General features: G+C 67.7%; 20 protein-coding genes. 11 read left to right on the forward strand and 9 right to left on the reverse strand.

Annotated features, from left to right (window positions below; genetic code table 11):
- Positions 1-9: 9 nt before the first annotated feature.
- The 5 genes from C464_RS01705 to C464_RS01725 all read left to right on the forward strand — a co-directional run bounded on the left by C464_RS01705 (position 10) and on the right by C464_RS01725 (position 6,570).
- Positions 10-393: a winged helix-turn-helix domain-containing protein gene (locus C464_RS01705; protein WP_006111770.1), complete on the forward strand. Its 384-nt coding sequence runs from the start codon at positions 10-12 to the stop codon at positions 391-393.
- Between the two features lie 89 nt (positions 394-482).
- The gene (locus C464_RS01710; protein ID WP_006111771.1) at positions 483-2,090 is read left to right on the forward strand and encodes a PAS domain-containing sensor histidine kinase; all 1,608 of its coding nucleotides are present in this window, start codon (positions 483-485) and stop codon (positions 2,088-2,090) included.
- An 89-nt stretch (positions 2,091-2,179) separates the two neighbouring features.
- A complete protein-coding gene (locus tag C464_RS01715) occupies positions 2,180-4,342 on the forward strand; it encodes an acetate--CoA ligase family protein (protein ID WP_006111772.1) in 2,163 nt (720 codons plus the stop codon).
- Positions 4,335-5,396, forward strand: coding sequence for a phosphotransacetylase family protein (locus C464_RS01720; RefSeq protein WP_006111773.1), 1,062 nt, complete (start codon positions 4,335-4,337; stop codon positions 5,394-5,396). Before C464_RS01715 ends, C464_RS01720 begins: the two co-directional genes overlap by 8 nt.
- Before the next feature lie 166 nt (positions 5,397-5,562).
- Entirely contained in the window at positions 5,563-6,570 is a 1,008-nt protein-coding gene (locus C464_RS01725; protein WP_049910765.1) for a DUF7139 domain-containing protein, read from the forward strand.
- 38 nt (positions 6,571-6,608) lie between these two features.
- Here the strand turns inward: C464_RS01725 and C464_RS01730 are convergent, their stop codons facing one another.
- Both C464_RS01730 and C464_RS01735 read right to left on the reverse strand, forming a co-directional pair.
- Positions 6,609-7,718, reverse strand: a complete 1,110-nt coding sequence (locus tag C464_RS01730) for a DUF373 family protein (protein WP_006111775.1) — start codon at positions 7,716-7,718, stop codon at positions 6,609-6,611.
- Between the two features lie 153 nt (positions 7,719-7,871).
- Positions 7,872-8,591 carry a DUF6517 family protein gene (locus C464_RS01735; protein ID WP_006111776.1) on the reverse strand — a complete coding sequence of 240 codons (720 nt, stop codon included), beginning with the start codon at positions 8,589-8,591 and terminating at the stop codon, positions 7,872-7,874.
- 157 nt (positions 8,592-8,748) lie between these two features.
- Between C464_RS01735 and C464_RS01740 the strand changes: the two genes are divergently transcribed.
- Both C464_RS01740 and C464_RS01745 read left to right on the forward strand, forming a co-directional pair.
- Positions 8,749-9,747 (forward strand): radical SAM protein, encoded by a 999-nt coding sequence (locus tag C464_RS01740; protein WP_006111777.1) that lies wholly within the window; start codon positions 8,749-8,751, stop codon positions 9,745-9,747.
- Positions 9,748-9,927: 180 nt separating this feature from the next.
- Entirely contained in the window at positions 9,928-10,224 is a 297-nt protein-coding gene (locus tag C464_RS01745) for a DUF7130 family rubredoxin-like protein (RefSeq protein WP_006111778.1), read from the forward strand.
- Positions 10,225-10,421: 197 nt separating this feature from the next.
- On the opposite strand, the gene C464_RS01750 is transcribed toward C464_RS01745, so the two are convergent.
- The 3 genes from C464_RS01750 to C464_RS01760 all read right to left on the reverse strand — a co-directional run bounded on the left by C464_RS01750 (position 10,422) and on the right by C464_RS01760 (position 13,203).
- Entirely contained in the window at positions 10,422-10,709 is a 288-nt protein-coding gene (locus C464_RS01750) for a hypothetical protein (RefSeq protein ID WP_006111779.1), read from the reverse strand.
- A gap of 60 nt (positions 10,710-10,769) precedes the next feature.
- Positions 10,770-12,098 carry a DNA repair protein NreA gene (nreA, locus tag C464_RS01755; protein WP_006111780.1) on the reverse strand — a complete coding sequence of 443 codons (1,329 nt, stop codon included), beginning with the start codon at positions 12,096-12,098 and terminating at the stop codon, positions 10,770-10,772.
- A 109-nt stretch (positions 12,099-12,207) separates the two neighbouring features.
- Positions 12,208-13,203, reverse strand: a complete 996-nt coding sequence (locus C464_RS01760; protein ID WP_049910766.1) for a transcription initiation factor IIB — start codon at positions 13,201-13,203, stop codon at positions 12,208-12,210.
- Between the two features lie 132 nt (positions 13,204-13,335).
- Between C464_RS01760 and rnhA the strand changes: the two genes are divergently transcribed.
- Positions 13,336-13,932, forward strand: a complete 597-nt coding sequence (gene rnhA, locus C464_RS01765) for a ribonuclease HI (RefSeq protein ID WP_006111782.1) — start codon at positions 13,336-13,338, stop codon at positions 13,930-13,932.
- Positions 13,919-14,638 carry a DUF7108 family protein gene (locus C464_RS01770; RefSeq protein WP_006111783.1) on the forward strand — a complete coding sequence of 240 codons (720 nt, stop codon included), beginning with the start codon at positions 13,919-13,921 and terminating at the stop codon, positions 14,636-14,638. The genes rnhA and C464_RS01770 overlap by 14 nt, the downstream gene beginning before the upstream one ends.
- 96 nt (positions 14,639-14,734) lie before the next feature.
- Here C464_RS01770 and C464_RS01775 read toward each other — a convergent pair whose 3' ends face one another.
- Positions 14,735-15,085 (reverse strand): PadR family transcriptional regulator, encoded by a 351-nt coding sequence (locus C464_RS01775; protein WP_006111784.1) that lies wholly within the window; start codon positions 15,083-15,085, stop codon positions 14,735-14,737.
- Positions 15,086-15,442: 357 nt separating this feature from the next.
- Between C464_RS01775 and C464_RS01780 the strand changes: the two genes are divergently transcribed.
- The gene (locus C464_RS01780) at positions 15,443-15,976 is read left to right on the forward strand and encodes an inorganic diphosphatase (RefSeq protein ID WP_006111785.1); all 534 of its coding nucleotides are present in this window, start codon (positions 15,443-15,445) and stop codon (positions 15,974-15,976) included.
- 226 nt (positions 15,977-16,202) lie between these two features.
- On the opposite strand, the gene C464_RS01785 is transcribed toward C464_RS01780, so the two are convergent.
- Together C464_RS01785 and C464_RS01790 are read right to left on the reverse strand one after the other, a co-directional pair.
- On the reverse strand, positions 16,203-17,000 hold the full coding sequence (locus C464_RS01785) for a helix-turn-helix transcriptional regulator (protein WP_006111786.1): 798 nt from the start codon (positions 16,998-17,000) through the stop codon (positions 16,203-16,205).
- 111 nt (positions 17,001-17,111) lie between these two features.
- Positions 17,112-17,360: a hypothetical protein gene (locus tag C464_RS01790; RefSeq protein ID WP_006111787.1), complete on the reverse strand. Its 249-nt coding sequence runs from the start codon at positions 17,358-17,360 to the stop codon at positions 17,112-17,114.
- 215 nt (positions 17,361-17,575) lie between these two features.
- Here C464_RS01790 and C464_RS20045 point away from each other — a divergent pair, with 215 nt between their 5' ends.
- Positions 17,576-17,707 carry a DUF7503 family protein gene (locus C464_RS20045; RefSeq protein WP_449404378.1) on the forward strand — a complete coding sequence of 44 codons (132 nt, stop codon included), beginning with the start codon at positions 17,576-17,578 and terminating at the stop codon, positions 17,705-17,707.
- Here the strand turns inward: C464_RS20045 and C464_RS01795 are convergent.
- Complete coding sequence (locus C464_RS01795) at positions 17,704-19,848, reverse strand: caspase family protein (RefSeq protein ID WP_006111788.1); 2,145 nt, start codon at positions 19,846-19,848, stop codon at positions 17,704-17,706. The genes C464_RS20045 and C464_RS01795 overlap by 4 nt on opposite strands.
- Positions 19,849-19,988 lie beyond the last annotated feature (140 nt).

Genomic DNA, 19,988 nt, shown 5'->3' on the forward strand with positions numbered 1-19,988 from the left:
CATACAGATATGAAACGCCCCTCGCGGACGAACGACGCGACGACGACCGAAGGAGACGCGGCGCTCGACGCGACGTTCGAAGCGCTCGCTGACGCCGACTGCCGGGCGATCCTTGCGGCCGCGGCGACGCCGAAGACGACGAGCGAACTTGCCGAAGTCTGCGACATCGCGCTCTCGACCGCCTACCGGAAGGTCGAACTTCTGAGCGAGACGCCGCTGCTCGCCGAGGGCGTCCGCTTCGACCCCGACGGCGACCACGCCGCGGAGTACGTCCGCGACGCCGCCGATGCCGCGATCGAACTCGACGACGAGGGCGTCTCCCTTACCGTCGACGAACAGGGGACCGACCCCCTAACCGCCGCGATCGATGCCCCCGGCGTCTCGGCCGACTGACGCCTCACGGGAGCCGTCTGCCGCGTCAGAGTTTTGAACCTGATAATCGGACGGTCAAGGTTATACGAACGTTTGTTGACGATTATCGTATGTCTCGCTCGCCGGAGCCAGAGACCCTCATCGATCTCGCGCAGGACAAGGTCGCGGTGATCGACGAACGGGGACGGTTCCGGTATCTCAACGCCGCCACGCGCGACCTCCTCGGGTTCGCCCCCGACGACCTCCTCGGGACGGACGCGTTCGACCGTATTCACCCCGACGACGCTGACCGGGTCCGGGCAGTTTTCGATACAGTCGTCGCCGAGGGCGCTCGGCCCGACGCCCCCTTGGAGTACCGATACAAAAGAGCCGACGGCGACTGGCTGTGGCTCCGCACGCGCGTCTACCCGCCGGTAAAGACCGGGATCGACGGCTACGCGCTGAGTTCGCGCGATGTCACGCTCGAAGTCGAGTCTCGACGGCGACTGGAGACGATCGCATCCACCTCGCCGGACGTGCTGTGGATGTTTACTGCCGACTGGAGCGAATTGCTGTTCGTCAACGAGGCGGTGAAGCCGGTGTACGGGATCAACCGCGAGACGCTGCGCGCACAGCCCAATGCATTTCTCGAAATGGTCCACCCGGACGACCGTCCGGCGGTCGAAGACGCGATGCGGCGGCTCTCGGCCGGCCAGTCCACGCATCTCGACTACCGCATCGGCAACCCTGATCAAGGGATGCGCTGGGTGCGGGTGCCCGCCCGGCCCGTCGTCGAGGACGACGCGGCTGTCGCGATCACCGGCTTCACCCGCGATGTCACCGACGAGTATCGTCGCAAGCGCCAACTCACGGTAATGGACAACTTGCTGCGTCACACGATCCGCAACGACATGAACATTGTCGACGGTACCGCTGAGCAGATCGCGACTCGCGTCGACGACGCGCTCTGCCCGACGGACTCGTCGATTGATGATGATCCGGCCAGATTTGTCGCCGACTTGATTGACCACGCAGAGACGATCCGTCGTGTCGCCGACGACTTGCTGACCTCGGCCGAGAAACAGCGCGGCGTGATCGATCTGCTCAGACGGAAGGAGCCACCGAAGCCGCTTCGGGTCGTGTCGCTCGTCGAAACCGCGGTCGACAACGCGCTGAGCAATCATAGCGCGTCGGCCGCGGAGGTCTCCGTCTGTTGTCCCGACGGCCTCCGGGCACTCACTCACCCCGAACTAGATTACGCGATTGCGGAGCTGGTCGAGAACGCCATCGAGCACGCGGAGACGACCCCGGAGGTAGCGGTCGAGGTCACCGCGCCGGACGACCGCGTTGATATCACCGTTCAAGATAATGCGCCGCCGATCCCGGCGGACGAGCGCGACCCGATCACCGACCGCTGGGAGATGGACGACTTGACACACACCGACGGAATGGGCTTGTGGCTCGTCTACTGGATCGCCGACCGCTCGGGCGGCGACCTGACGTTCGACTCCGGTCCCGACGGGAACGCGGTGACGATCAGCGTGCCGGACGCCGACTGCGAGTCGACGCCCCCGGCGGGCAAGTGGGACTACCACGGCGGGGCCGCGGCCAGGCCGGTCGAGCCGGACGGCGGAGCGACGGCCACTGGCTCCGAACCCGGCGCGGACCGGGAGGCCGAAGACGCCGGCATGAACGACGACGTTCCCCGCGACTTGTCGCCGAATCCGACCGACGAGTGACCGGAACCCGATCGATCGTTCACCGTTGACTCCAATTCCGAAGAACATCCCACCGATCTTAAGCCGGCGCTTCGCGTACTCACAAGTTGATGGGTACGCTCAACGAGCTGTTCGACCCGGATCGGGTCGCCGTCGTCGGCGCCACCGCCCGCGAGGGCGCGGTCGGCCGCGCGGTCACGTCGAACCTCCTCGACGACTTCGACGGCGACACGGTCCCCGTCAATCCGAACTACGACGAGGTGCTCGGGACGCCGTGCGTCGACGACGTCGCTGACGCGGACGCCGACGTCGCGGTCGTCGTCGTCCCTCCCTCGATCGTGTTAGACGCCATCGAGGCGTGCGGTGAGACGGGGGTCCGTAACGTCGTCGTGATCACCGCCGGCTTCGGCGAGACGGGAGAGGACGGAGCGGCGAGGGAGCGTCGCCTCGCGGAGCTAGCCGACGAGTACGACCTCAACCTCGTCGGCCCCAACAGTCTGGGGATCATGTCGACCCCTTCGGGCATGAACGCCACCTTCGGCCCCGAGAACGCACTCCCCGGCGGACTCTCCTTCATGAGCCAGTCCGGGGCGTTCGTCACCGCGGTGCTCGACTGGGCAAACGACAACGGGATCGGCTTCAAAGACGTCGTCTCCCTCGGCAACAAGGCCGTCCTAGACGAGACGGACTTCGTTGACCACTGGGGTGAAGACGAGGAGACCGACGTGATCATCGGCTATCTCGAGGGGATCGAGGACGGCCGCGAGTTTATCGAGACCGCCCGGCAGACAACCCAGGACACCCCCATCGTCGCCGTGAAGTCCGGGCGGACGAGCGCCGGCGCGCAGGCGGCCTCCTCGCACACCGGCACGCTCGCTGGCTCCGACAAGGCGTACGAGGCCGGCCTCGATCAGGCCGGCGTCATCCGCGCGGAGTCGGTCGACGAGCTGTTCGACTCGGCTGGGATCTTGGGCAGCCAGCCGCTCCCGGATACCGACAGCGTCGCCATCGTCACCAACGCCGGCGGCCCCGGCGTGATGGCGACCGACGCGGTCGGCGACGCCGATCTCGACATGGCGTCGTTCACGCGCGAGACGAGCGACGCGCTTGCCGAGTCGATGCCCGAGGAGGCGAACATCCACAACCCGGTCGACGTGATCGGCGACGCCGATGTCGACCGGTTCCGCGAGGCGCTTGAGGTCACCGTCGCTGACGACAACGTCGGCGCCGCCCTCGTGTTGGCCGCGCCGACGGCGACGATCGACTTCGACGATCTGGCGGACGCGATCACCGATGTGAGCGACGAGATGGACGCGCCCGTCGCCGCCTGCCTGATGGGTGGCGACCGCACCCGCGAGCCGAAACAGCAGCTCCAGTCGCGGGGGATCCCCTGTTACTTCGACCCGGCGCGCGCCATCGACAGCCTCGCGACGCTTGCGACCTACCGGGACATCAAACGACGGGAGTACGCCGACCCGATGTCGTTCGACGTCGACCGCGAGCGCGCCCGCGAGATCCTCGGCTCGGTTCGCGACCGCGACGACAACCGCTTGGGCGTCGAGGCGATGGAGCTGCTCGACGCCTACGGCATCCCCACGCCCGACGGCGAGATCGTTGACTCGCCAGAGCGCGCCCGCGAGGTCGCCGCGGGCGTCGACGGCGACGTGGTGATGAAGATCGTCTCCCCGGACATCCTCCACAAGTCCGACATCGGCGGCGTCGCCGTCGGCGTCGGGGACGACGACGTGGCGGACACCTACGAGGACCTCATCACCCGGGCGCGCAACTACCAGCCGGACGCGACCGTCCTCGGCGTCCAGGTACAGGAGATGGTCGATTTGGATGACGGCGTCGAGACGATTGTCGGTATGAACCGCGACCCGCAGTTCGGGCCGCTGCTGATGTTCGGGCTGGGCGGCATCTTCGTGGAGGTGATGGAAGACACTACCTTCCGCGTCGCGCCCGTCTCCGAGCCCGAGGCCCGCGAGATGACCGAGGAGATTCAGTCGGCGCCCCTGCTCCGGGGCGCGCGCGGCCGCGACCCGGTCGACGTCGACGCCGTGATCGAGACGATCGGCCGGCTCTCGCAGCTGGTCACCGACTTCCCGGCCATCCTCGAACTCGACATCAACCCCCTCGTCGCACTGCCCGACGACGACGGCGGCACGAACGCCGCCGCCGTCGACGTGAGACTCACCGTCGACCCGGAGGCGCTCGACGCGCCGGAGCCCGAACCGAAGCCGCTCGACGCGGAGGAACCCACCAATGACTGACACACCCACCACACTCGTCACCGCGACCGGAGACAGCGCCGGAAAGACAGCGATCACCATCGCCCTCGCGCGGCTCGCGGCCGACCGCGACCGCAGCGTCGGCTACATGAAACCGAAGGGGACCCGGCTCCAGTCGAACGTCGGCAAGACGCTCGACCAGGACCCCATGCTCGCCCGCGAGGTGCTCGGCTTGGACGCCGAGATGCACCAGATGGAGCCCGTCGTCTACTCGCCAACGTTCGTCGAGGGCGCGATCCGCGGCACCGAGGACGCAGGGGCCCTGCGCGACCGTATCAGCGAGGAGTACAACGGCATCGCGGCCGACCACGATCAGGTGTTTGTCGAGGGCGGCGGCAGCTGGACCACCGGCGGCGTCGTCGACCTCACCGACGTCGACGTGGCGGAGCTACTCGACGCGAACGTCGTCCTCGTCGCCGAGTACGGTTCGCCGAACGACCTCGACGAGGTGCTGGCGGCCGCCGACGCGTTCGGCGACCGCCTCGCAGGCATCGTGTTCAACAAGGTGTCCGACGACGCCTTCGAGTCGCTCGACCAAGACGGCATCCCGTTCCTCGAATCGAAGGGCATCACCGTGTTCGGTGCGCTCCCGTACGAGAAGGAGCTCGCGGGCGTCACGGTCGGCGAGCTCGCGGACGAACTCGGCGCGGAACTGCTCACCGACGCGCCCACCGACCCCTTCGTCGAGCGCTTCCTCGTCGGCGCGATGGGCGGCGACGAGGCGCTGCGGTACTTCCGGCGGGCCCGTGACGCCGCCGTCATCACGGGCGGCGACCGCGCGGACGTCCAGACCGCGGCACTCGACGCCTCCGGGGTCGCCTGCCTCGTCCTCACCGGCGGACACCGTCCCTCGGGGGCGGTCCTCGGCAAGGCCGCGGACGCCGGCAAGCCCGTCCTCGCGGTGAACACCGACACGGTCACCGCTATTGACCGCGCCGAGGCGGTCATCCGCGGCGGCCGCACCCGCGACGTCCGCACGGTCGACCGGATGGCCGAACTGCTCGACGCCAACGTCGACATCGAGGCGCTGATCTGAGCCGGCGCACTCTCGGCCGGCTCAACCGCGGTCCGCGCCGGTCGTCGTGCGCGATCTGTTCTGCCCGTTGTGCGTGACCGCTTTTATCCCACCTATGCGGTCGCCGTCACCCGCCGCCCGTGATCGTCTGACGTACTGTTTTCACGGTGGACGACGTACCCCGCCTATGACCAGTCTCTCGGAGGCGTATGGCGGACGGGGGCGCTCCGGGGTTGACCCGCGTCGGCTGTACCTCGGTGTGGGGTCGTTCGTCGTGGGCGCGCTGCTCCTCCTCGCTGGTATCCTCGTGGCGGCCGAGGTGGCGCTGCCGGCGAGCTATACCTCGGGAACCGCTCGTGAGGTCGGCGGCGTCCTCGGTGGCGTCGGCGTCCCGCTCGTGTTGCTCGGCGTGATGGCCGTCCTCCCAGCCGAGCGAAACACCTACGCCGCGGCGATCGTCGGTGCGGTCGTCATGTGCCTCGGTGTGGCGCTGTTCGCGCACGCGTACCCCCAGCAGTGGGTGGGCGGGCCACGCCCGGATCTGACCGACCTGACGCTCCCCACCGCGGGCGTCTACTTCCTCGGGGCCGCGACGACGCTGTGGAGCGTGTTTGTCGGCGTCGCCAACTTCAAGACCCGAAACGACCCCGGCGGCACCGTCTCGATGGAGGTGACTCATAAGGGGGAGACGAAGGTGGTAGAGGTCCCCCGCGACCAGCTGAATGGCCCCGGCGGCGTCGGCCTCCTCGGCGGGACGCCCGACGGCGAGGTCGAGACGCAGACGAACCGGCCTGGTGACGCCCGCGACTCCGAGGCACGAGGGGTCGGCTCGCCGTCCGCGACGAGCGAGCGGGCGGCAACCAACGGCCAGACCGCAACCTCGTCGGGCACCGGCGCCGGCGGTCGTCCCGGGCCCGGCTCGCCGGGCGTGAGCGACGGCGGCAGCGCCGACGCGGACATCACCTCGCCGCTCGACGACACGGGACCGACGGGCGGTCCGTCGTCGTCCCCGCCGCCGGAGTCTGGGTCCTCGCCTGGCTCCCCTGCCGCGCGCGACGGCCCCGGTGACGCCTACTGCGGCAACTGCGCGCAGTTCGACTACGTCCGGACCGACGACGGGATGCGGCCCTACTGCGCGCACTACGACGAGCTGATGGACGACATGGAAGCGTGCGACTCCTGGACGCCGCGGTAGGCGGCGCTCCGCTTCCACCGCCAACCCGGCCCCCCTTCTCACACCGGCTCCGTCGACGGGAGCTGCGATTCTGCGACGGCGAATGCGAGCGTGCTCAACACGCCGATGAGGGTCCCCGCCGCCAGCGCCATCGCCAGCTCCGATAGCCCGAGCGCCGTCACCCCCGGCGCGTCCGGGAGGAAGAACCCGGAGACCGCGAACAGCACCACGGCGATAGAGGCGACGTAGAAGGGGGCGTTGAGATAGCGCCACCGGAACCGGCCGGCGAGGTACTCGTCGGTGATCTGTCCGAGGCTGGAGGTGACGCCCGCGACGCCGAGCCACTGGACGAACCCGTGAACGAATGCCGCGAGGCCGGTCCCAGCGGCGAGCGAGCCGCCCTGAACGCCGCGGACGACGTCGACGGTCTCAACGCCTTGGACGCCGCCGACGACGATGAGCGCGAGCGCGACGACGTAGGTGACGAGCGTCACGCGGCCGGTATACAGGACAGTGCGGATGGTCTCGGCGGTCCCGTCGACCGTCTCCTCGAGTCCCAGCCCGCGGAACAGCGAGTAGAGCCCGACCGCGCCGGAGAGGATACCCAACACGGCCGCCCCGGCCACGTCGAAGAGGTTCGCGACGACGACGAGCGGGTAGATTAGCAGGAGGACGCCGAGCGGGATGAGTATCGTCCCCCTGGTCTCCGGGTCCGCGAGGACCTGCTTGATCGTGTAGTACAGCGACTCGAGGTCCTGCGCCTGCCGGACAACGACCCGGCGCATCCCATCGATCGGCATCCGCGACCGGATCACGGGGAGGACAGACTCGTCTTGGGCCCCGTCGGTGATCACGACCGCGGACACCTCCTCGCCGGTCGACAGCTCGGCGAGCACCCGGTCGACCTCCTGACCGACCGCACGGTTCGCCTTCACGTCGGGGCCGTCCACGCCGGTGACGGCCGCGACCTCGACCGCCTCGCCTTCGGCGGCCAGCTCGTCGTGGACGTTGACGCCCTGAAAGAGGACGTTGACGTCAGAGTCCTCGGGGTCGGCGGTCGCGAGCGCGACCGCGGCCTCGGTAACGTCCTCGTCGCCGACGACGGGGGTCGGGATCCCCGTCTTGCGGCCGAGGTCGTCGTCGAGGTCGACACAGAGGACGAGTAGCATCGTTCGACGTTAGGCGAGCGGGCGACATATGTTTTCGGCTCGGCTCGGTCCCGCCGAAGCGGTCGCCGGTGCCGCCGCAGTCAGCTGATTTGCGGCGATGGCGACCTGTCCGCGCGGGCCGTCACGCATCGGTCGTCCGCGTCGTCGCGCCCGTCAGCTCCCGTCGTTCGGCTCGTGTTCGATCCCGTTCATCATCGAGCGGACGTTCTCGCCGTCGCCGAACGACGCGGGGTAGGCGGCGAGCGGGAGGACGAAGTCCCTGCCCGCCTCAACCGGGGACCCGACGTGAAACATAAGCTCGACGCTCACGCCGGTGTCCTCGATCTGCCCGTCAGCCGAGTACACGACGACCTGCGCGTCGGACCCGAGCACCGTCGTGGAGTACTCAGAGCCACGTTCGAGGTCGCTTACCCCCTCGTAGCGGTCCGCGATCAGCGCGGCCCGCTCGTCCGGACTGAGGTCGGCAATCGGGTTGAACGCCTCGCCGAGCACCTCGACCTGCGGCGTCGCCACCGCCGAGAAGACGGCCGCCTGGTAGCGCTCGCCGAACAGCTCGACGGCCTTGTCGTACTCCGCGACGGTGTTCGTCACCTCGACTTCCCGCGTCGACCCACCGACCTCGAACTCCTGAGTCACCGTCTCGTCGGTGACCTCGTTGAGCCCGTAGCCGGTCTCAGAGAGCGTCGCGTCGGCGACGGTCGCGGTGCCGGCCGCGAACTCGGCGGTTCCGCCGGTGGCGACGTCGAGCGCGGTACAGCCGGCGAGACTCGTCAGGCCGAGGGCTCCCCCGACGGCGAGCGCGCGGCGACGCGTGACCGCGTCGGTCGTGGAGCGCTTCTCGTCGTCGGGAACTGGCGTCTCACCGGAGTCCATGTCCGCTCGTCGCAGCGGCGAAGGTACATACTTTGTGTTCGTTTGACCGCTCTCGCGCCGCGGCGCACGGCCGCCGCACCCTCGCCCGTGCCAACCGATCTCCCGGGACAGCACGGTTCGGACGCTTTTTGAGGCCGCGGCCGGTAGAGACGGGTAGATGATCTCCAAGGGCTGTGAACAGTGCGCCAAGGGCGGGAAGATGGTGCTGTTCGTCTACGGCTACTGCGACCAGCGGGACTGCTTCTACTGCCCCCTCGGAGAGAACCGCAAGAACGTCACCGACGTGTACGCCAACGAGCGGAAAGTCGAGTCCGATTCCGACGTGATCGAGGAGGCCAAACGCATGAGCGCGCTCGGCACCTCGATCACCGGCGGCGAGCCGCAGGAGGCGATGGCGAAGACGACCCGGTACCTCGAACTGTTGAAAGACGAGTTCGGCGAGGACCACCACACCCACCTGTACACCGGAATCACCGGCGGCCGCGAGAACATGCGCCGCCTCTCGGAGGCCGGGCTCGACGAGATCCGCTTCCACCCGCCGCTGGAGATGTGGGGCGACATGCACGGCACCGAGTGGGAGGACATCCTCCACATCGCCCGCGAGGAGGGGCTCACGCCCGCCTTCGAGATCCCCGGCATCCGCGCGGAGCCGGAGTTCTTGGAGTTCTTAGACGAGGGGGCCGCGGAGTTCTGTAACGTCAACGAGTTCGAGATGTCCGACGGCAACTACCGTCGGATGCAAGAGGAGGGGTTCGAACTCCAGGAGGGCCACATGTCCGCCGTCGAGGGGTCGAAGGACGACGCCATCTTAGAAGAGATGGCGAGCCACGAGAAGGTGTACTTCTGTACGTCGGTATTCAAAGACGCCGCCCAACACCGCAACCGGCTCAAGCGGATGGCGAAGAACATCTGCCGCGAGTTCGACGAGGTGACCGACGACGGCACCCTCGTCTACGGAAAGGCGTTCGCCGAGCCTGAGCGGTTCGAGGCGCTCGGCGTCCCCGAAGAGTTCTACACCGTCAAGTCGAACCACGTCGAGGTCGCGTGGTGGCTCCTCGAGGAGATGGTCGAGGACGGCGACCTCGACGAGGGCGAGATCGTCGAGCAGTACCCGACTGCCGACGGCACCGTCGTTGAGCGCACGCCGGTCGCCTGAACCGGCGCTTTCGCCCCGTCTCGCCGCCGTTACTCTCTCCATCGACGAGTCCCGGCGAGCGACCGCGCCGCCGGTGCGCCGGACGCGTTCGCCGCCGAACCGCTCCGACGACCTCGGATTTAATAGTGTATCGTGCTACTGACTCACATAATTATAAGTGATCAACGCGTACGCCCCCGTATGGCCTCCGAAGAACCCGTATTCGCCGACGTGAGCATCGGGCAGGCGGTGTACAACGAGGACGGCGAGCGTCTCGGGTCGATCCGGGGGGTCGACGACGACGGCTTCTACGTCGCGTCGCCGTCGAGCTCCGAGACCCTGGCGCTCACCGACGCCCGCGACGTGTTCGGCACCGCGTACGTGATGTGGCGCTGCTGGGAGTGCGGCGAGATGGGCGAGATCGGCGAGCAGCTCCCCGCCAACTGCCCGAGCTGCGACGCGCCGCGCGAGGAGCTGTACTACTGGGCCGAGGACTAACAGAATCGGTCGATTGGTCGAGCAGGCGGCGCGGACCGATCGGTCGGGTACTGACGCCCAAACACTTCCGAAGCCCCGTCCGCGCGGCTCGTGCGCGCTCGCTGTCCGCGCCACGCGCCGGCCGTCAGAGGATCCTCCGGTCTCTCGCGACTCGCGCCCTCCGGACGCTCGTCGGTACGCGCCGACCGCTTCGTCGCCTATGAGCGCTCCGCTTCCTCAGCTTCGTCCGCCTCCCCGTCCACCTTCTCGCGAAGTCGCTCGACCTCCGCTTCCAGCTCCGCGATCCGCTCGGCGTCGGGCTCCCGGCTTCCTGCTCCGGACGCACCGTCGTCGACGGCATCGTCGTCAGAGCGCGTCGTGAAGTAGAGCACCACTCCCGCGACGAGAACGAGGGGAACCCCGAACAAGAGGGCGGCAACAATCAGGACGATTACCACCTCCGGACCGCCGGGTACGCCGCCGAACGCGAGGGCCATGGGTACCATGCGCCGACCCACTCGCCGGCGCGACTAAAGTGACCGGGGCGGGGGGAGCGCCGCCGTCCCTCACCCCGTATCGACGAAATCCGCGAGGTTCGCCTGGAGCCCGGCTGCAAGCGCCGACTTCCGGCGGAGCCGTCCGAGCGAGACGGGGAGGTGGTCGGCGACTCCGCGGACCGCCTCGCCGAACGTCTCGGCCGTGCCGCGCTCGCCCTCGAAGGCGTTGCGGACGGCCTCGCGCACCTGCCACACGCCGACCGGGCCCCAGTAGTCGTCGGAGACGTGGCGCACGACGAGCGCCTTCGCCTGCCGGCCGCGGTCGTCGAGCCGCTCGAGGACGCCGAGCCGCGCCGCGTAGTACGCGCCCGCGGTCTCCTCGACGTAGCCAGTCCGGCCCTCGCGCCCCTCACTGGCGGCCGCGAGGTACACCCCCGCTTCCGGGTCGGGGTTCCAGATCGAGCCGGGCGACTTCATCTCGACGAGTTCGTACTCCCACCGGCCCGGTACGAGGATCACCCAGAAGGCGTTGCCGAGGTACTCGTTGCGGTGGACCTCGATCCGGTCGACCGTCGGGTTGTCGCGGATCGACCCGCGGAGGAACTGCCCGACCGTGTCGTCGACGGCCGTGATCGACCAGCGCGTCGGGACGAGCCGGCGGTTCTCGCCCCGGCCGAGCGCGCCCGCCGAGAGGATCGTGTTGATCTCGTACACGTCGAACCCGCGGCGGTAGAGGTACGTCATCGCCCCCTCGGCGCGCCAGTCGTCGTCTTCGAGGGTCTTCTTCACCGGCCGGGGGACGTGCGGGTTCTCGCCGAGGTCCGCGGTCCGTGCCGCGGCGCGCGGCCCGGTCGGCGTCTTGATGTCCTCCGTGCCGACGTCGAAGTCGAGGTCCGGGCGGCCGTCAAGGCCGATCTCCACGTCGACCGGGCGGTCCGCGATGGCGACCTCGCGCTGGACGCCCAGCCAGCCGTCCCACGCGTCGTGGACGCTCTCGGCCGGCCCGTCTCCGCCGCCGACCGGGGTCACCCTGCTCGTCGCGCCCGCGTCCGCCACGTCGACCCCGCGGGTCGAGTTGAGCAGGCTCGTCCGGCGGTCGAACACGTCGGAGATGGAGACGCCTTCGTCGTACCACGCCGCGGAGGTCTCGAACGCGGCCGCGCGCTCCTCGCGGCCGACCGGGGAGAGCAGGCCGGTCGAGACGTTCGGGTAGTCGGCGCGGCCGACGAAGATGGAGGGCGAGACGCTGCCGACGACGGCGTCGTCGGAGACGTGCTCGTCGAAGCGCCGCTCGAAGGAGTCGAGGTGATCGAGGATGCCGTAGTCCTTCTCGCTCGCGAGGCGCCGCCGCTCGGCCCGCTCGTTCGCCTCGTACTCGATGAATTCGTCGAGCCGCATTCGCTCCGGCCTTGGCGGCGCGGCGGCTTGAACGTTGCTGGCTGTGGGGACGGGGCGGGCGACGAGCGGCGACCGAGAGAGGCGAGACGGGGAGGGAGGCGGCGCCCGCCTAGCTGTGGATTCCCATCGCTTCGATCTGTTCTTGATACCGGTTCCGGATGGTGACCTCGGTGACCTGCGCGACGTCGGCGACCTCGCGCTGGGTCTTCTTCTCGTTACAGAGCAGCGAGGCCGCGTAGATGGCCGCCGCGGCGTAGCCGGTGGGCGACTTCCCGGAGAGGAGCCCCTGTTCGGCGGTGGTCTCGATGATCTCGTTGGCCTTCGACTGGACCTCCTCGGAGAGCTCCAGCTCCGAGGAGAACCGCGGGACGTACTTCTTCGGGTCGACCGGCCGCATCTCCAGGCCGAGCTCCTGGGAGATGTACCGGTAGGTGCGACCGATCTCCTTGCGGTCGACCCGGGAGACCTCCGAGATCTCTTCGAGGCTGCGGGGGATCCCCTCCTTGCGACAGGCGGCGTACAGGGCAGCGGTAGAGACGCCCTCGATGGATCGCCCGCGGATCAGGTCCTCGTTGAGCGCGCGCCGGTAGATCACCGACGCCACTTCGCGGACCGACCGCGGGACCCCGAGCGCCGACGCCATGCGGTCGATCTCCGAGAGCGCGAACTGGAGGTTGCGCTCGCCCGCGTCCTTCGTCCGAATGCGCTCTTGCCACTTGCGGAGCCGGTGCATCTGCGACCGCTTCTTCGAGGAGATGGAGCGGCCGTAGGCGTCCTTGTCCTTCCAGTCGATGGTCGTCGTCAGCCCCTTGTCGTGCATCGTCTTCGTCGTCGGGGCCCCGACGCGCGACTTCTCCTGTCGCTCCGAGTGGTTGAACGCGCGCCACTCCGGGCCGGGATCGATCTGCTCGTCCTCGACGATGAGCCCCGTCTCCTCGTGTATCAGTTCCCCGTCGGCCGTCCGGGTGAGATTCTCCGGATCGAAGTCCTCCGGGTCCAGTTCGTCGACGTCCTCCACCTCCGCGACATCGATCGCCTCTTCCTCGGCGTCTTCGTCCCCCACGCGCTGCCGGTCGTGATCCCGTTGCCGGGTGGGCCGTGTCATCGCATTTATATGCTATCCAATCGGTTTTACTTAAAAGTTCGTTACCGTGCGGGTGTGTCACACGACCGGGGCTCACCGCCCTCCGACCGCGGACGGACAGCCCTTTGTCCGCCGGGTGCGGAACCCGGACGAATGCCGACGATCGACTGCGATCCGGCCGCCGCGCGCGAGCGACTCGCGGACGCGGACGTTCGGGTCGACGAAGGGAACACGCCCCACGAGCGGTGGCGCGCCGAGCGCGACGGGGCGGTCGCGGTCGCGTACGACGACAAGGTCGTCGTCCAGGGGAGCGACCCCACCAGACTGACCGCCCTCCTCCGCGACGGCGGCGGCCGCGCGCACGTCTACTTCGACGGGGCCTCCCGCGGGAACCCGGGGCCGGCCGCGGTCGGCTGGTGTCTCGTCACCTCAGACGGGGTCGTCGCCGAGGGCGGCGAGGGGGTCGGCCGCGCGACGAACAATCAGGCCGAGTACGCCGCGCTGATCCGGGCGCTGGAGGCGGCCGACGAGTACGGCTTCGACGCGGTCGACGTCCGCGGCGACTCGCAGCTGATCGTCAAGCAGGTCCGCGGCGAGTGGGACGCCAACGACCCGGAACTCCGCGAGCGACGGGTCCGGGCCCGGGAGCTGTTGACACGGTTCGATCGGTGGTCGATTGCGCACGTACCGCGAGAAATAAACGAACGCGCCGACGATTTGGCGAATAAGGCACTCGATGACGCGAACTGACGACGAACCGCCGGAGTGGGCGAAGGAACGGGCACGCGAGATGATGGCGGCGGGAGACGGCGAAAGTGAGGAGGGCTCCGACGCCGCGGCGTCTCCCGAGCGAGACGAGGAACGCGTCCCGGACGTCCCCGTCGAGGCGGTCGACGAGGCCGAACGGCTCACACGGCTCGCCCGCGAGGCCGAGTCGGCGGAACCGACGCCGGAGATCGAGGCAGCGGCCGACCAGTACCGGGAGCGGCGTGACGCCCTCGCGACCGAGTACGGGTACACCGTCCGCGTCCGCGACGAGGACGACACGCTCGTGTTGTACCCCGACGAGTGGATGGACCACGGGACGGTCCAACTGGACCGCGTCGAGGACACCGGCCGCGCGGTCGAGGTGTCGCTGTCCGGCCCCGGCGACGCCGACCGCTACCGCGAGGTGGCCGCGTACAACGAGGCGGTCGCCGAGGCCGTCGCCGAGCGCGAGGCCGACGTCCACGCCCGGACCGCCGAGACGTTTGCCGCGTTCATGAGCAACCACTACGTCCGCCCGGTCGACGACGCAACGCCGGCGATGCGCGCCGAGTTCCGCGAGGAATACCTGGTCCGCAACGGCTGGCCGACCGACGAGCAGCTCGCCGCGGTCGACGAGTCGCTCTCTATGATCGAGTCGGTCGCCGCCGACATCAATGACCCGGACGCCGTCGGCGACGACTCGGCGTAGCGGCCGCTCGGCGGAGAGAGAACGCGGCTTTCGCCGCGCCGTGTGCCAAAAGGTTCGGTCGGAGTTCGATGCTGCCTGCCCCGTAGTCGTCGCCGCTTACTCGAGCAGCGCGTGGACCTCGCCCGCGCGTTCCTCGTCGGTGACGAACCGGTCAAGGACCCACTCGACCTGACCGAGGACGACGTCGTGGCCCTCTTCGGTGAGCTCGTACTGGTTCGTCCGCTTGTCGAGTTCGCTCTTCTCGACGAGCCCCACGTCGACGAGGTCGTCGAGGTTGGGGTAGAGCCGGCCGTGGTTCACTTCCGAGCCGTAGTAGGCCTCCAGCTCTCGCTTGATAGCGAGGCCGTACATCGGCTCCTCGGCGAGGATGGTGAGAATGTTCTGTTGGAAGGCCGTCAGATCGCTCGCGGCCGTCGACCCATCAGTGACTGTTTGTGCCTCTGACATACACTGTAGGAGGGAACCCGAACTTATAGTCTTTCTCAACAGTCACGATCGTTGCGATGCCTCAGCCCGCGCGTTCGTCGGGATCTCGCGGTATCGGTGGTCTCTCGGCGGATGAGCGCGTTATCTGGGAATGACTCGCCGTCGACCGATCGGCGCCGGTTCGGGCCGGTGCGCCGACGATCCGTCGGCCGTGCCGTATCTGCGGTTCGCGATCGAAACCGGCCGATCGGCCGTTCGACGGCCTCGGAACCGCTGACGCCGATTCGGTGTAGACGGTCTCGCTGTGAGGCCGCCCGTGGGGGCGCTCCGGCGCGATCCCGAAAAGACTTTGACCGACATCGACGCATCGTCGGACACATGGCCAACCTCTGGGAGGAGCTTGAGACGGGACCGAACGCGCCTGACGAGATCTACGCCGTCGTCGAGTGCCTCAAAGGTGAGCGGAATAAGTACGAGTACGACAAGGACATCCCCGGCGTCGTCCTCGACCGCGTGCTCCACTCCAACGTCCACTACCCGTACGACTACGGCTTCATCCCGCAGTCGTACTACGACGACGAGGACCCCTTCGACGTGATGGTGCTCGTCGAGGACCAGACGTTCCCCGGCTGCGTCGTCGAGGCCCGCCCCGTCGCGCTGATGAAGATGGACGACGACGGCGAGCAGGACGACAAGGTGATCGCAGTGCCGACCGAGGACCCGCGGTTCGATCACATCGAGGACCTCGAAGACATCCCGCAGCAGACGCTCGACGAGATAGACGAGTTCTTCTCGACCTACAAGAACCTCGAGGCCGGCAAGGAGGTCGAAACGCTCGGCTGGGAGGATAAGGCGGCAGCGAAGGAAGCGATCGAACACGCACAGGAGCTGTACGACGAGCAGTTCGCGTAACTGTCGTATAACCACAGAACATCTGATTCCTGCGCCTGAATGCGTTATGCCTATGGATAATTTTTAGAGCGTCTGTCGCCTAGTATCCCACAGAGTTATGACTGCCACAACGCCCTCCGTCGGTATCGACCACCCGACGGTTGTTCCCGCGAACTTCGACCCGGACGGCGACGCCGACGCGGCGGCCGAGGACGGCGACGACGCGTAGCGACCGCCGACTCTCTCCTCAGGTCCGTTCGACGATCGCCGAGAGCCGTGTCGCGTCGTCTCGTAGCGACTCGAACGCGTCGTCGACCCAGTCGACGACCGGGTCGTCAGTCGACTCGATGACGCACCGCGGGTTGTTCTGTTCGTCGTACGCGGCCACGCAGGCCACGTCGCCATAGCGGAAGAGCCCGTACTCTATCGGCTCGGCACTCACGTACACCTCCGCGGCGTCGTCGGCCAACGCCCGGTCGGTCGCCGGTTCGAACTCCGCGACCGACGTGTCGGCCGCGTCGCGGTCGATGATCAGTTCCACGTTCGCCCCGTCGTCTAACGCCGCTGCCGCCGCGTCGTTGAACTGGCGAATGACGACCGGGGAGATGGCTCGGATCTTGCCGCCGCCGCTCTCGTGAAGCAGCTCTGTGAACCGGTCGACGACGGCGAGGGGGTTCTTTTCAGACGCGACGGTGAGGTCGCTGTTGGGGATCCCTCCCGGCGGGAAATTGACGCCGACGCGTTCGAGGGTCGCGGCGAACCCACCGTACCGCTTGCCGCGTTCGACCTCCGTCAGGAGCGTCTCGTACGCGTCGTGGACGCGTTCGCCGGTCGGCGTCACCCGGTAGACGGCGTCGCATTTCACCACCCAGTCCCGCTCGCGGAACCCCCCGAGGATCCGCTGGACCGTCGTTCGGGTGGCGTCGACCGCGTCGGTCAGGTCGGCCGGCCGCCGCGGGTCGTCGCGCAGCGCCCGGAGTATCGCGACCCGAACTGGCGAACCGGCGAGGTACTGTGCGCCGTCGTGTCCGTCCTCGACCCTCATCGTGTGACCCGTATGTACGCGTACCGGCCTGTTAACCGTACCGCGTCGCGAAAGCGGCTGCTGACGTTCGGTACGCACGGCGTCACCGGGAACTGAGTCTCGCCCGAGGGGTCACCCTCGGTAACGGAACGACACGACAGTGCCGACGGTGTCCTCGCCGGCGATCCGCTCCGTGGTCACGGTCACGGTCGCGAGCGCGTCCGCCCCGAGCGCCTCCTCGATCACCGCTCGCAGCGCGTTGGGGTCAGCGCCCTCCTGAATCACCGAGACGCGGACCTGCCGGCGGTTGACCGCGACGTCGCCGAGATCGTACTCGGTGTGCTCGAACGCCTCTTGGATCGCGGATTTGATATCGGTCATGGCACGGTAGGGTCCGCGCTCGGCGGTGAAAAAACGCGGTCCTCGTTCGACGCTCCCGTGGCGGTTGTTTCTCGGCAGCAGTCGATCCGGCGAGAGGCGTTAGTGTCCGCATCTGGGCCTGTGGATATTTAATACGTAAGAATTTCGGTTCAAATATCTCTATCATCCAACCGTAAAACAATCTCAATATTTATTTATCCTGATACTTCTCGAATATGCACGAAAGTGTCGCGGAATACGTGGCAGAGCACCCGAAAATGGCCGGCGTCCTGTTCACCGCCCTCCTACTGCTGACGCAGGCGGCCCCTGCGGCGGCGAACGCAGCAACCTCAAATCCTGGCCCTTAATCAAGATTCAAGCTACCAGTCCAATTTAACGCGTCTTGATAGAATATCGGTAATAGTTCTAACTGTATAAGATTTGAAACACTTTCTCTGGTAACTTCCTTACATACGACCTTTGAGGGGATGTAGTAACTACTCTCATCTGTTTCCAAATTCAAAGTGGCAAGTGAACCCTCTCTATGGTGCCCATTCGGGTAGAATTCTGCTGAAATCATATACTCTTCATCGTCCGTCTCTGTTAATTCATACACTAGCGCCAGTCCACTCCGACTCTGACAGATCGTCGCCCCTCCATCACCCACCACGATGTACTGGTGGCCCGTAATCAGTTCGCGCTTCGCGACGTGGAGCGCGGTCCGGAGATTGAACCCGCTGTTCATCAGGCGGGCGATGATCTGCCCGAGCTTCGTCGCCGGCGAGTTCGCCACATCCGAGAGCGTGACGATGCCGCCGCGCGAGCCGCGACAGACGAGCGCCTCGCCCTGCTGGTACGACTGACAGGCGTTGAGCAGGAAGGCGCTGACGCCGATGTCGAGGTCCGCGTCCGTCAGGTCGAGGTAGCTGTCGGCGCACTGCATCCCGCGGTCGTCGACGTGACCGATGTAGTGGAGGAAGTCAACGTCGGACGCGAGCACCTCCCGCATCTCCTCGCGGGAGAGGTCGTGGCGCACCTCGATGTCGAACTGGACCATGTCGCGCAGGCCGTAAAGGTCGGCGACGTCGCCCTCCTCGCGCATCTGCTCGTCGTTACAGACGACGAGCACAGAGATACGCGACTGCTCGACCTGTCCGGCTTCGAGCCGGCGGTGGTACGCGTCGAGGGTCGCCTTGTTCGCGTCGAGCGGGACTCCGTCGCCGACCCACGCGTGCTCGACCGTGTCGACCGGCTCCGGCCGCACAAAGTCGGTCTGCGCCCCGACCGCACCGCGGTCCGCTGACGCGTCCACGCCGCGAGTCACGCTCGCGCCGCCACGGACGAACTCGCCGTCGTCAAGGCCGACGCCGGCGACCGGGGAGCCCCGTCTCTTCGCCGCCGACGCGCTTCGGTCCGGGCCGCCGAGGAAGCCGACCCCGACGCCCTCGTCGTCCGCGACCGGGGTGACGGTCTCCGGCGAGCGAACGATTGACAGCTCGCCGGCGACGAACGGGAGCATCTCAACGTTCTCGGGGTCCGGACGGACGTCGGTCGTCAGGGTCCACTGCGGGAGTTCCGGTTCGACCTCTCGGAAGGGGACCTCGAGGTACTCGCCGAGCCGCTCCGCGAGCGGGAGGTCGTACAACCGCTCCCAGTTGAGGTCGAGGTCGGTCGTCTCGCGCTCGTGGAGGTCGACCGGGTAGAACCCCTCCGTCCGGACGAGACAGTCGAGGTGGAACGTCTGGCGGAGCACCTCTGCCGTCCGCGTCTCGAATCCAGGTTCCAGCGGGTACATCCAGCCGTCGCCCTCGATCCGCGGGGCGTCGCCGGGGACGACATCGGCGGCGAAGTAGTACGCCAACGAGACCACGGGGTAGAGGTAGCGGTACTCGGGCGGGACGACGATTCGCGCCCCGCTGTCGACAGGCTCGACCCGCTCCGGCACGCTGAATTCCTTGCCCGGTTCGATGAGCGGCGGGTGCCCCCGGAGAGTCGGGAACGACCGCTCTGGACTGGTCGTCTGGAGCCCGGAACCGAGCAGCGAGACGGCGTCCATCAGTGCCTCGGGGTCCGTCGGCGTGGTGATCGTCCCGGCGGGCGTCTGGTGGAACGACCGGAAGCCGAGCCGGACGGTGCCGGCCGTGTCGAGGTCGATCCGGGTGGTCCGGTCGGTCGTCGAGACGGCAAACCCGGAGTCGAAAGTGAGGTACAGCTTCGTCGGTGCCGGATTGATCCCAACGTGGTACGTCCCGTCGGGCATCGTGTAACAGTCGCCGTGGGTCAGGAGCTCTCCGTCGCCGGCCCGTGTTTCGACGACCGCGACCCGCGGGATCTCGATCGAGCCGGTCTCGACCGCGACGCTCGCGTCGACCGGGAAGTAGTGGTCCGATTCCGGACACTGGTGGGGGTGGACGGCCCGGTCGGTGTACACCTCGAACTGGGTGTTCTCGATGTGGTCCGTTACGGTGATCCCGTCGGCCTCGCGCAGCGGGTCGATGTCGATACTCATGGGGACTCGCCGCGGTCGTCGAGACGGACGGGGACCCGTGACGCGGCGGTTGTGGGTACTATTCGTTGAACGATAGCGGCGATAAAGCTTGTGTCGGTCGGATCGCCGCGGACCGAACCGATAAAGTCCCGGCCGCCCCA

This window comes from Halorubrum coriense DSM 10284, assembly GCF_000337035.1.
GTDB lineage: Archaea > Halobacteriota > Halobacteria > Halobacteriales > Haloferacaceae > Halorubrum > Halorubrum coriense.

Excerpts from the sequence above, each read along its gene's own strand:
- C464_RS01705 (WP_006111770.1), top strand. The coding sequence starts at position 10 with ATGAAACGCCCCTCGCGGACGAACGACGCGACGACGACCGAAGGAGAC.
- C464_RS01710 (WP_006111771.1), top strand. The coding sequence starts at position 483 with ATGTCTCGCTCGCCGGAGCCAGAGACCCTCATCGATCTCGCGCAGGAC.
- C464_RS01715 (WP_006111772.1), top strand. The coding sequence starts at position 2,180 with ATGGGTACGCTCAACGAGCTGTTCGACCCGGATCGGGTCGCCGTCGTC.
- C464_RS01720 (WP_006111773.1), top strand. The coding sequence starts at position 4,335 with ATGACTGACACACCCACCACACTCGTCACCGCGACCGGAGACAGCGCC.
- C464_RS01725 (WP_049910765.1), top strand. The coding sequence starts at position 5,563 with ATGACCAGTCTCTCGGAGGCGTATGGCGGACGGGGGCGCTCCGGGGTT.
- C464_RS01730 (WP_006111775.1), bottom strand. The coding sequence starts at position 7,718 with ATGCTACTCGTCCTCTGTGTCGACCTCGACGACGACCTCGGCCGCAAG.
- C464_RS01735 (WP_006111776.1), bottom strand. The coding sequence starts at position 8,591 with ATGGACTCCGGTGAGACGCCAGTTCCCGACGACGAGAAGCGCTCCACG.
- C464_RS01740 (WP_006111777.1), top strand. The coding sequence starts at position 8,749 with ATGATCTCCAAGGGCTGTGAACAGTGCGCCAAGGGCGGGAAGATGGTG.
- C464_RS01745 (WP_006111778.1), top strand. The coding sequence starts at position 9,928 with ATGGCCTCCGAAGAACCCGTATTCGCCGACGTGAGCATCGGGCAGGCG.
- C464_RS01750 (WP_006111779.1), bottom strand. The coding sequence starts at position 10,709 with ATGGTACCCATGGCCCTCGCGTTCGGCGGCGTACCCGGCGGTCCGGAG.
- nreA (WP_006111780.1), bottom strand. The coding sequence starts at position 12,098 with ATGCGGCTCGACGAATTCATCGAGTACGAGGCGAACGAGCGGGCCGAG.
- C464_RS01760 (WP_049910766.1), bottom strand. The coding sequence starts at position 13,203 with ATGACACGGCCCACCCGGCAACGGGATCACGACCGGCAGCGCGTGGGG.
- rnhA (WP_006111782.1), top strand. The coding sequence starts at position 13,336 with ATGCCGACGATCGACTGCGATCCGGCCGCCGCGCGCGAGCGACTCGCG.
- C464_RS01770 (WP_006111783.1), top strand. The coding sequence starts at position 13,919 with ATGACGCGAACTGACGACGAACCGCCGGAGTGGGCGAAGGAACGGGCA.
- C464_RS01775 (WP_006111784.1), bottom strand. The coding sequence starts at position 15,085 with ATGTCAGAGGCACAAACAGTCACTGATGGGTCGACGGCCGCGAGCGAT.
- C464_RS01780 (WP_006111785.1), top strand. The coding sequence starts at position 15,443 with ATGGCCAACCTCTGGGAGGAGCTTGAGACGGGACCGAACGCGCCTGAC.
- C464_RS01785 (WP_006111786.1), bottom strand. The coding sequence starts at position 17,000 with ATGAGGGTCGAGGACGGACACGACGGCGCACAGTACCTCGCCGGTTCG.
- C464_RS01790 (WP_006111787.1), bottom strand. The coding sequence starts at position 17,360 with ATGACCGATATCAAATCCGCGATCCAAGAGGCGTTCGAGCACACCGAG.
- C464_RS20045 (WP_449404378.1), top strand. The coding sequence starts at position 17,576 with ATGCACGAAAGTGTCGCGGAATACGTGGCAGAGCACCCGAAAATGGCC.
- C464_RS01795 (WP_006111788.1), bottom strand. The coding sequence starts at position 19,848 with ATGAGTATCGACATCGACCCGCTGCGCGAGGCCGACGGGATCACCGTA.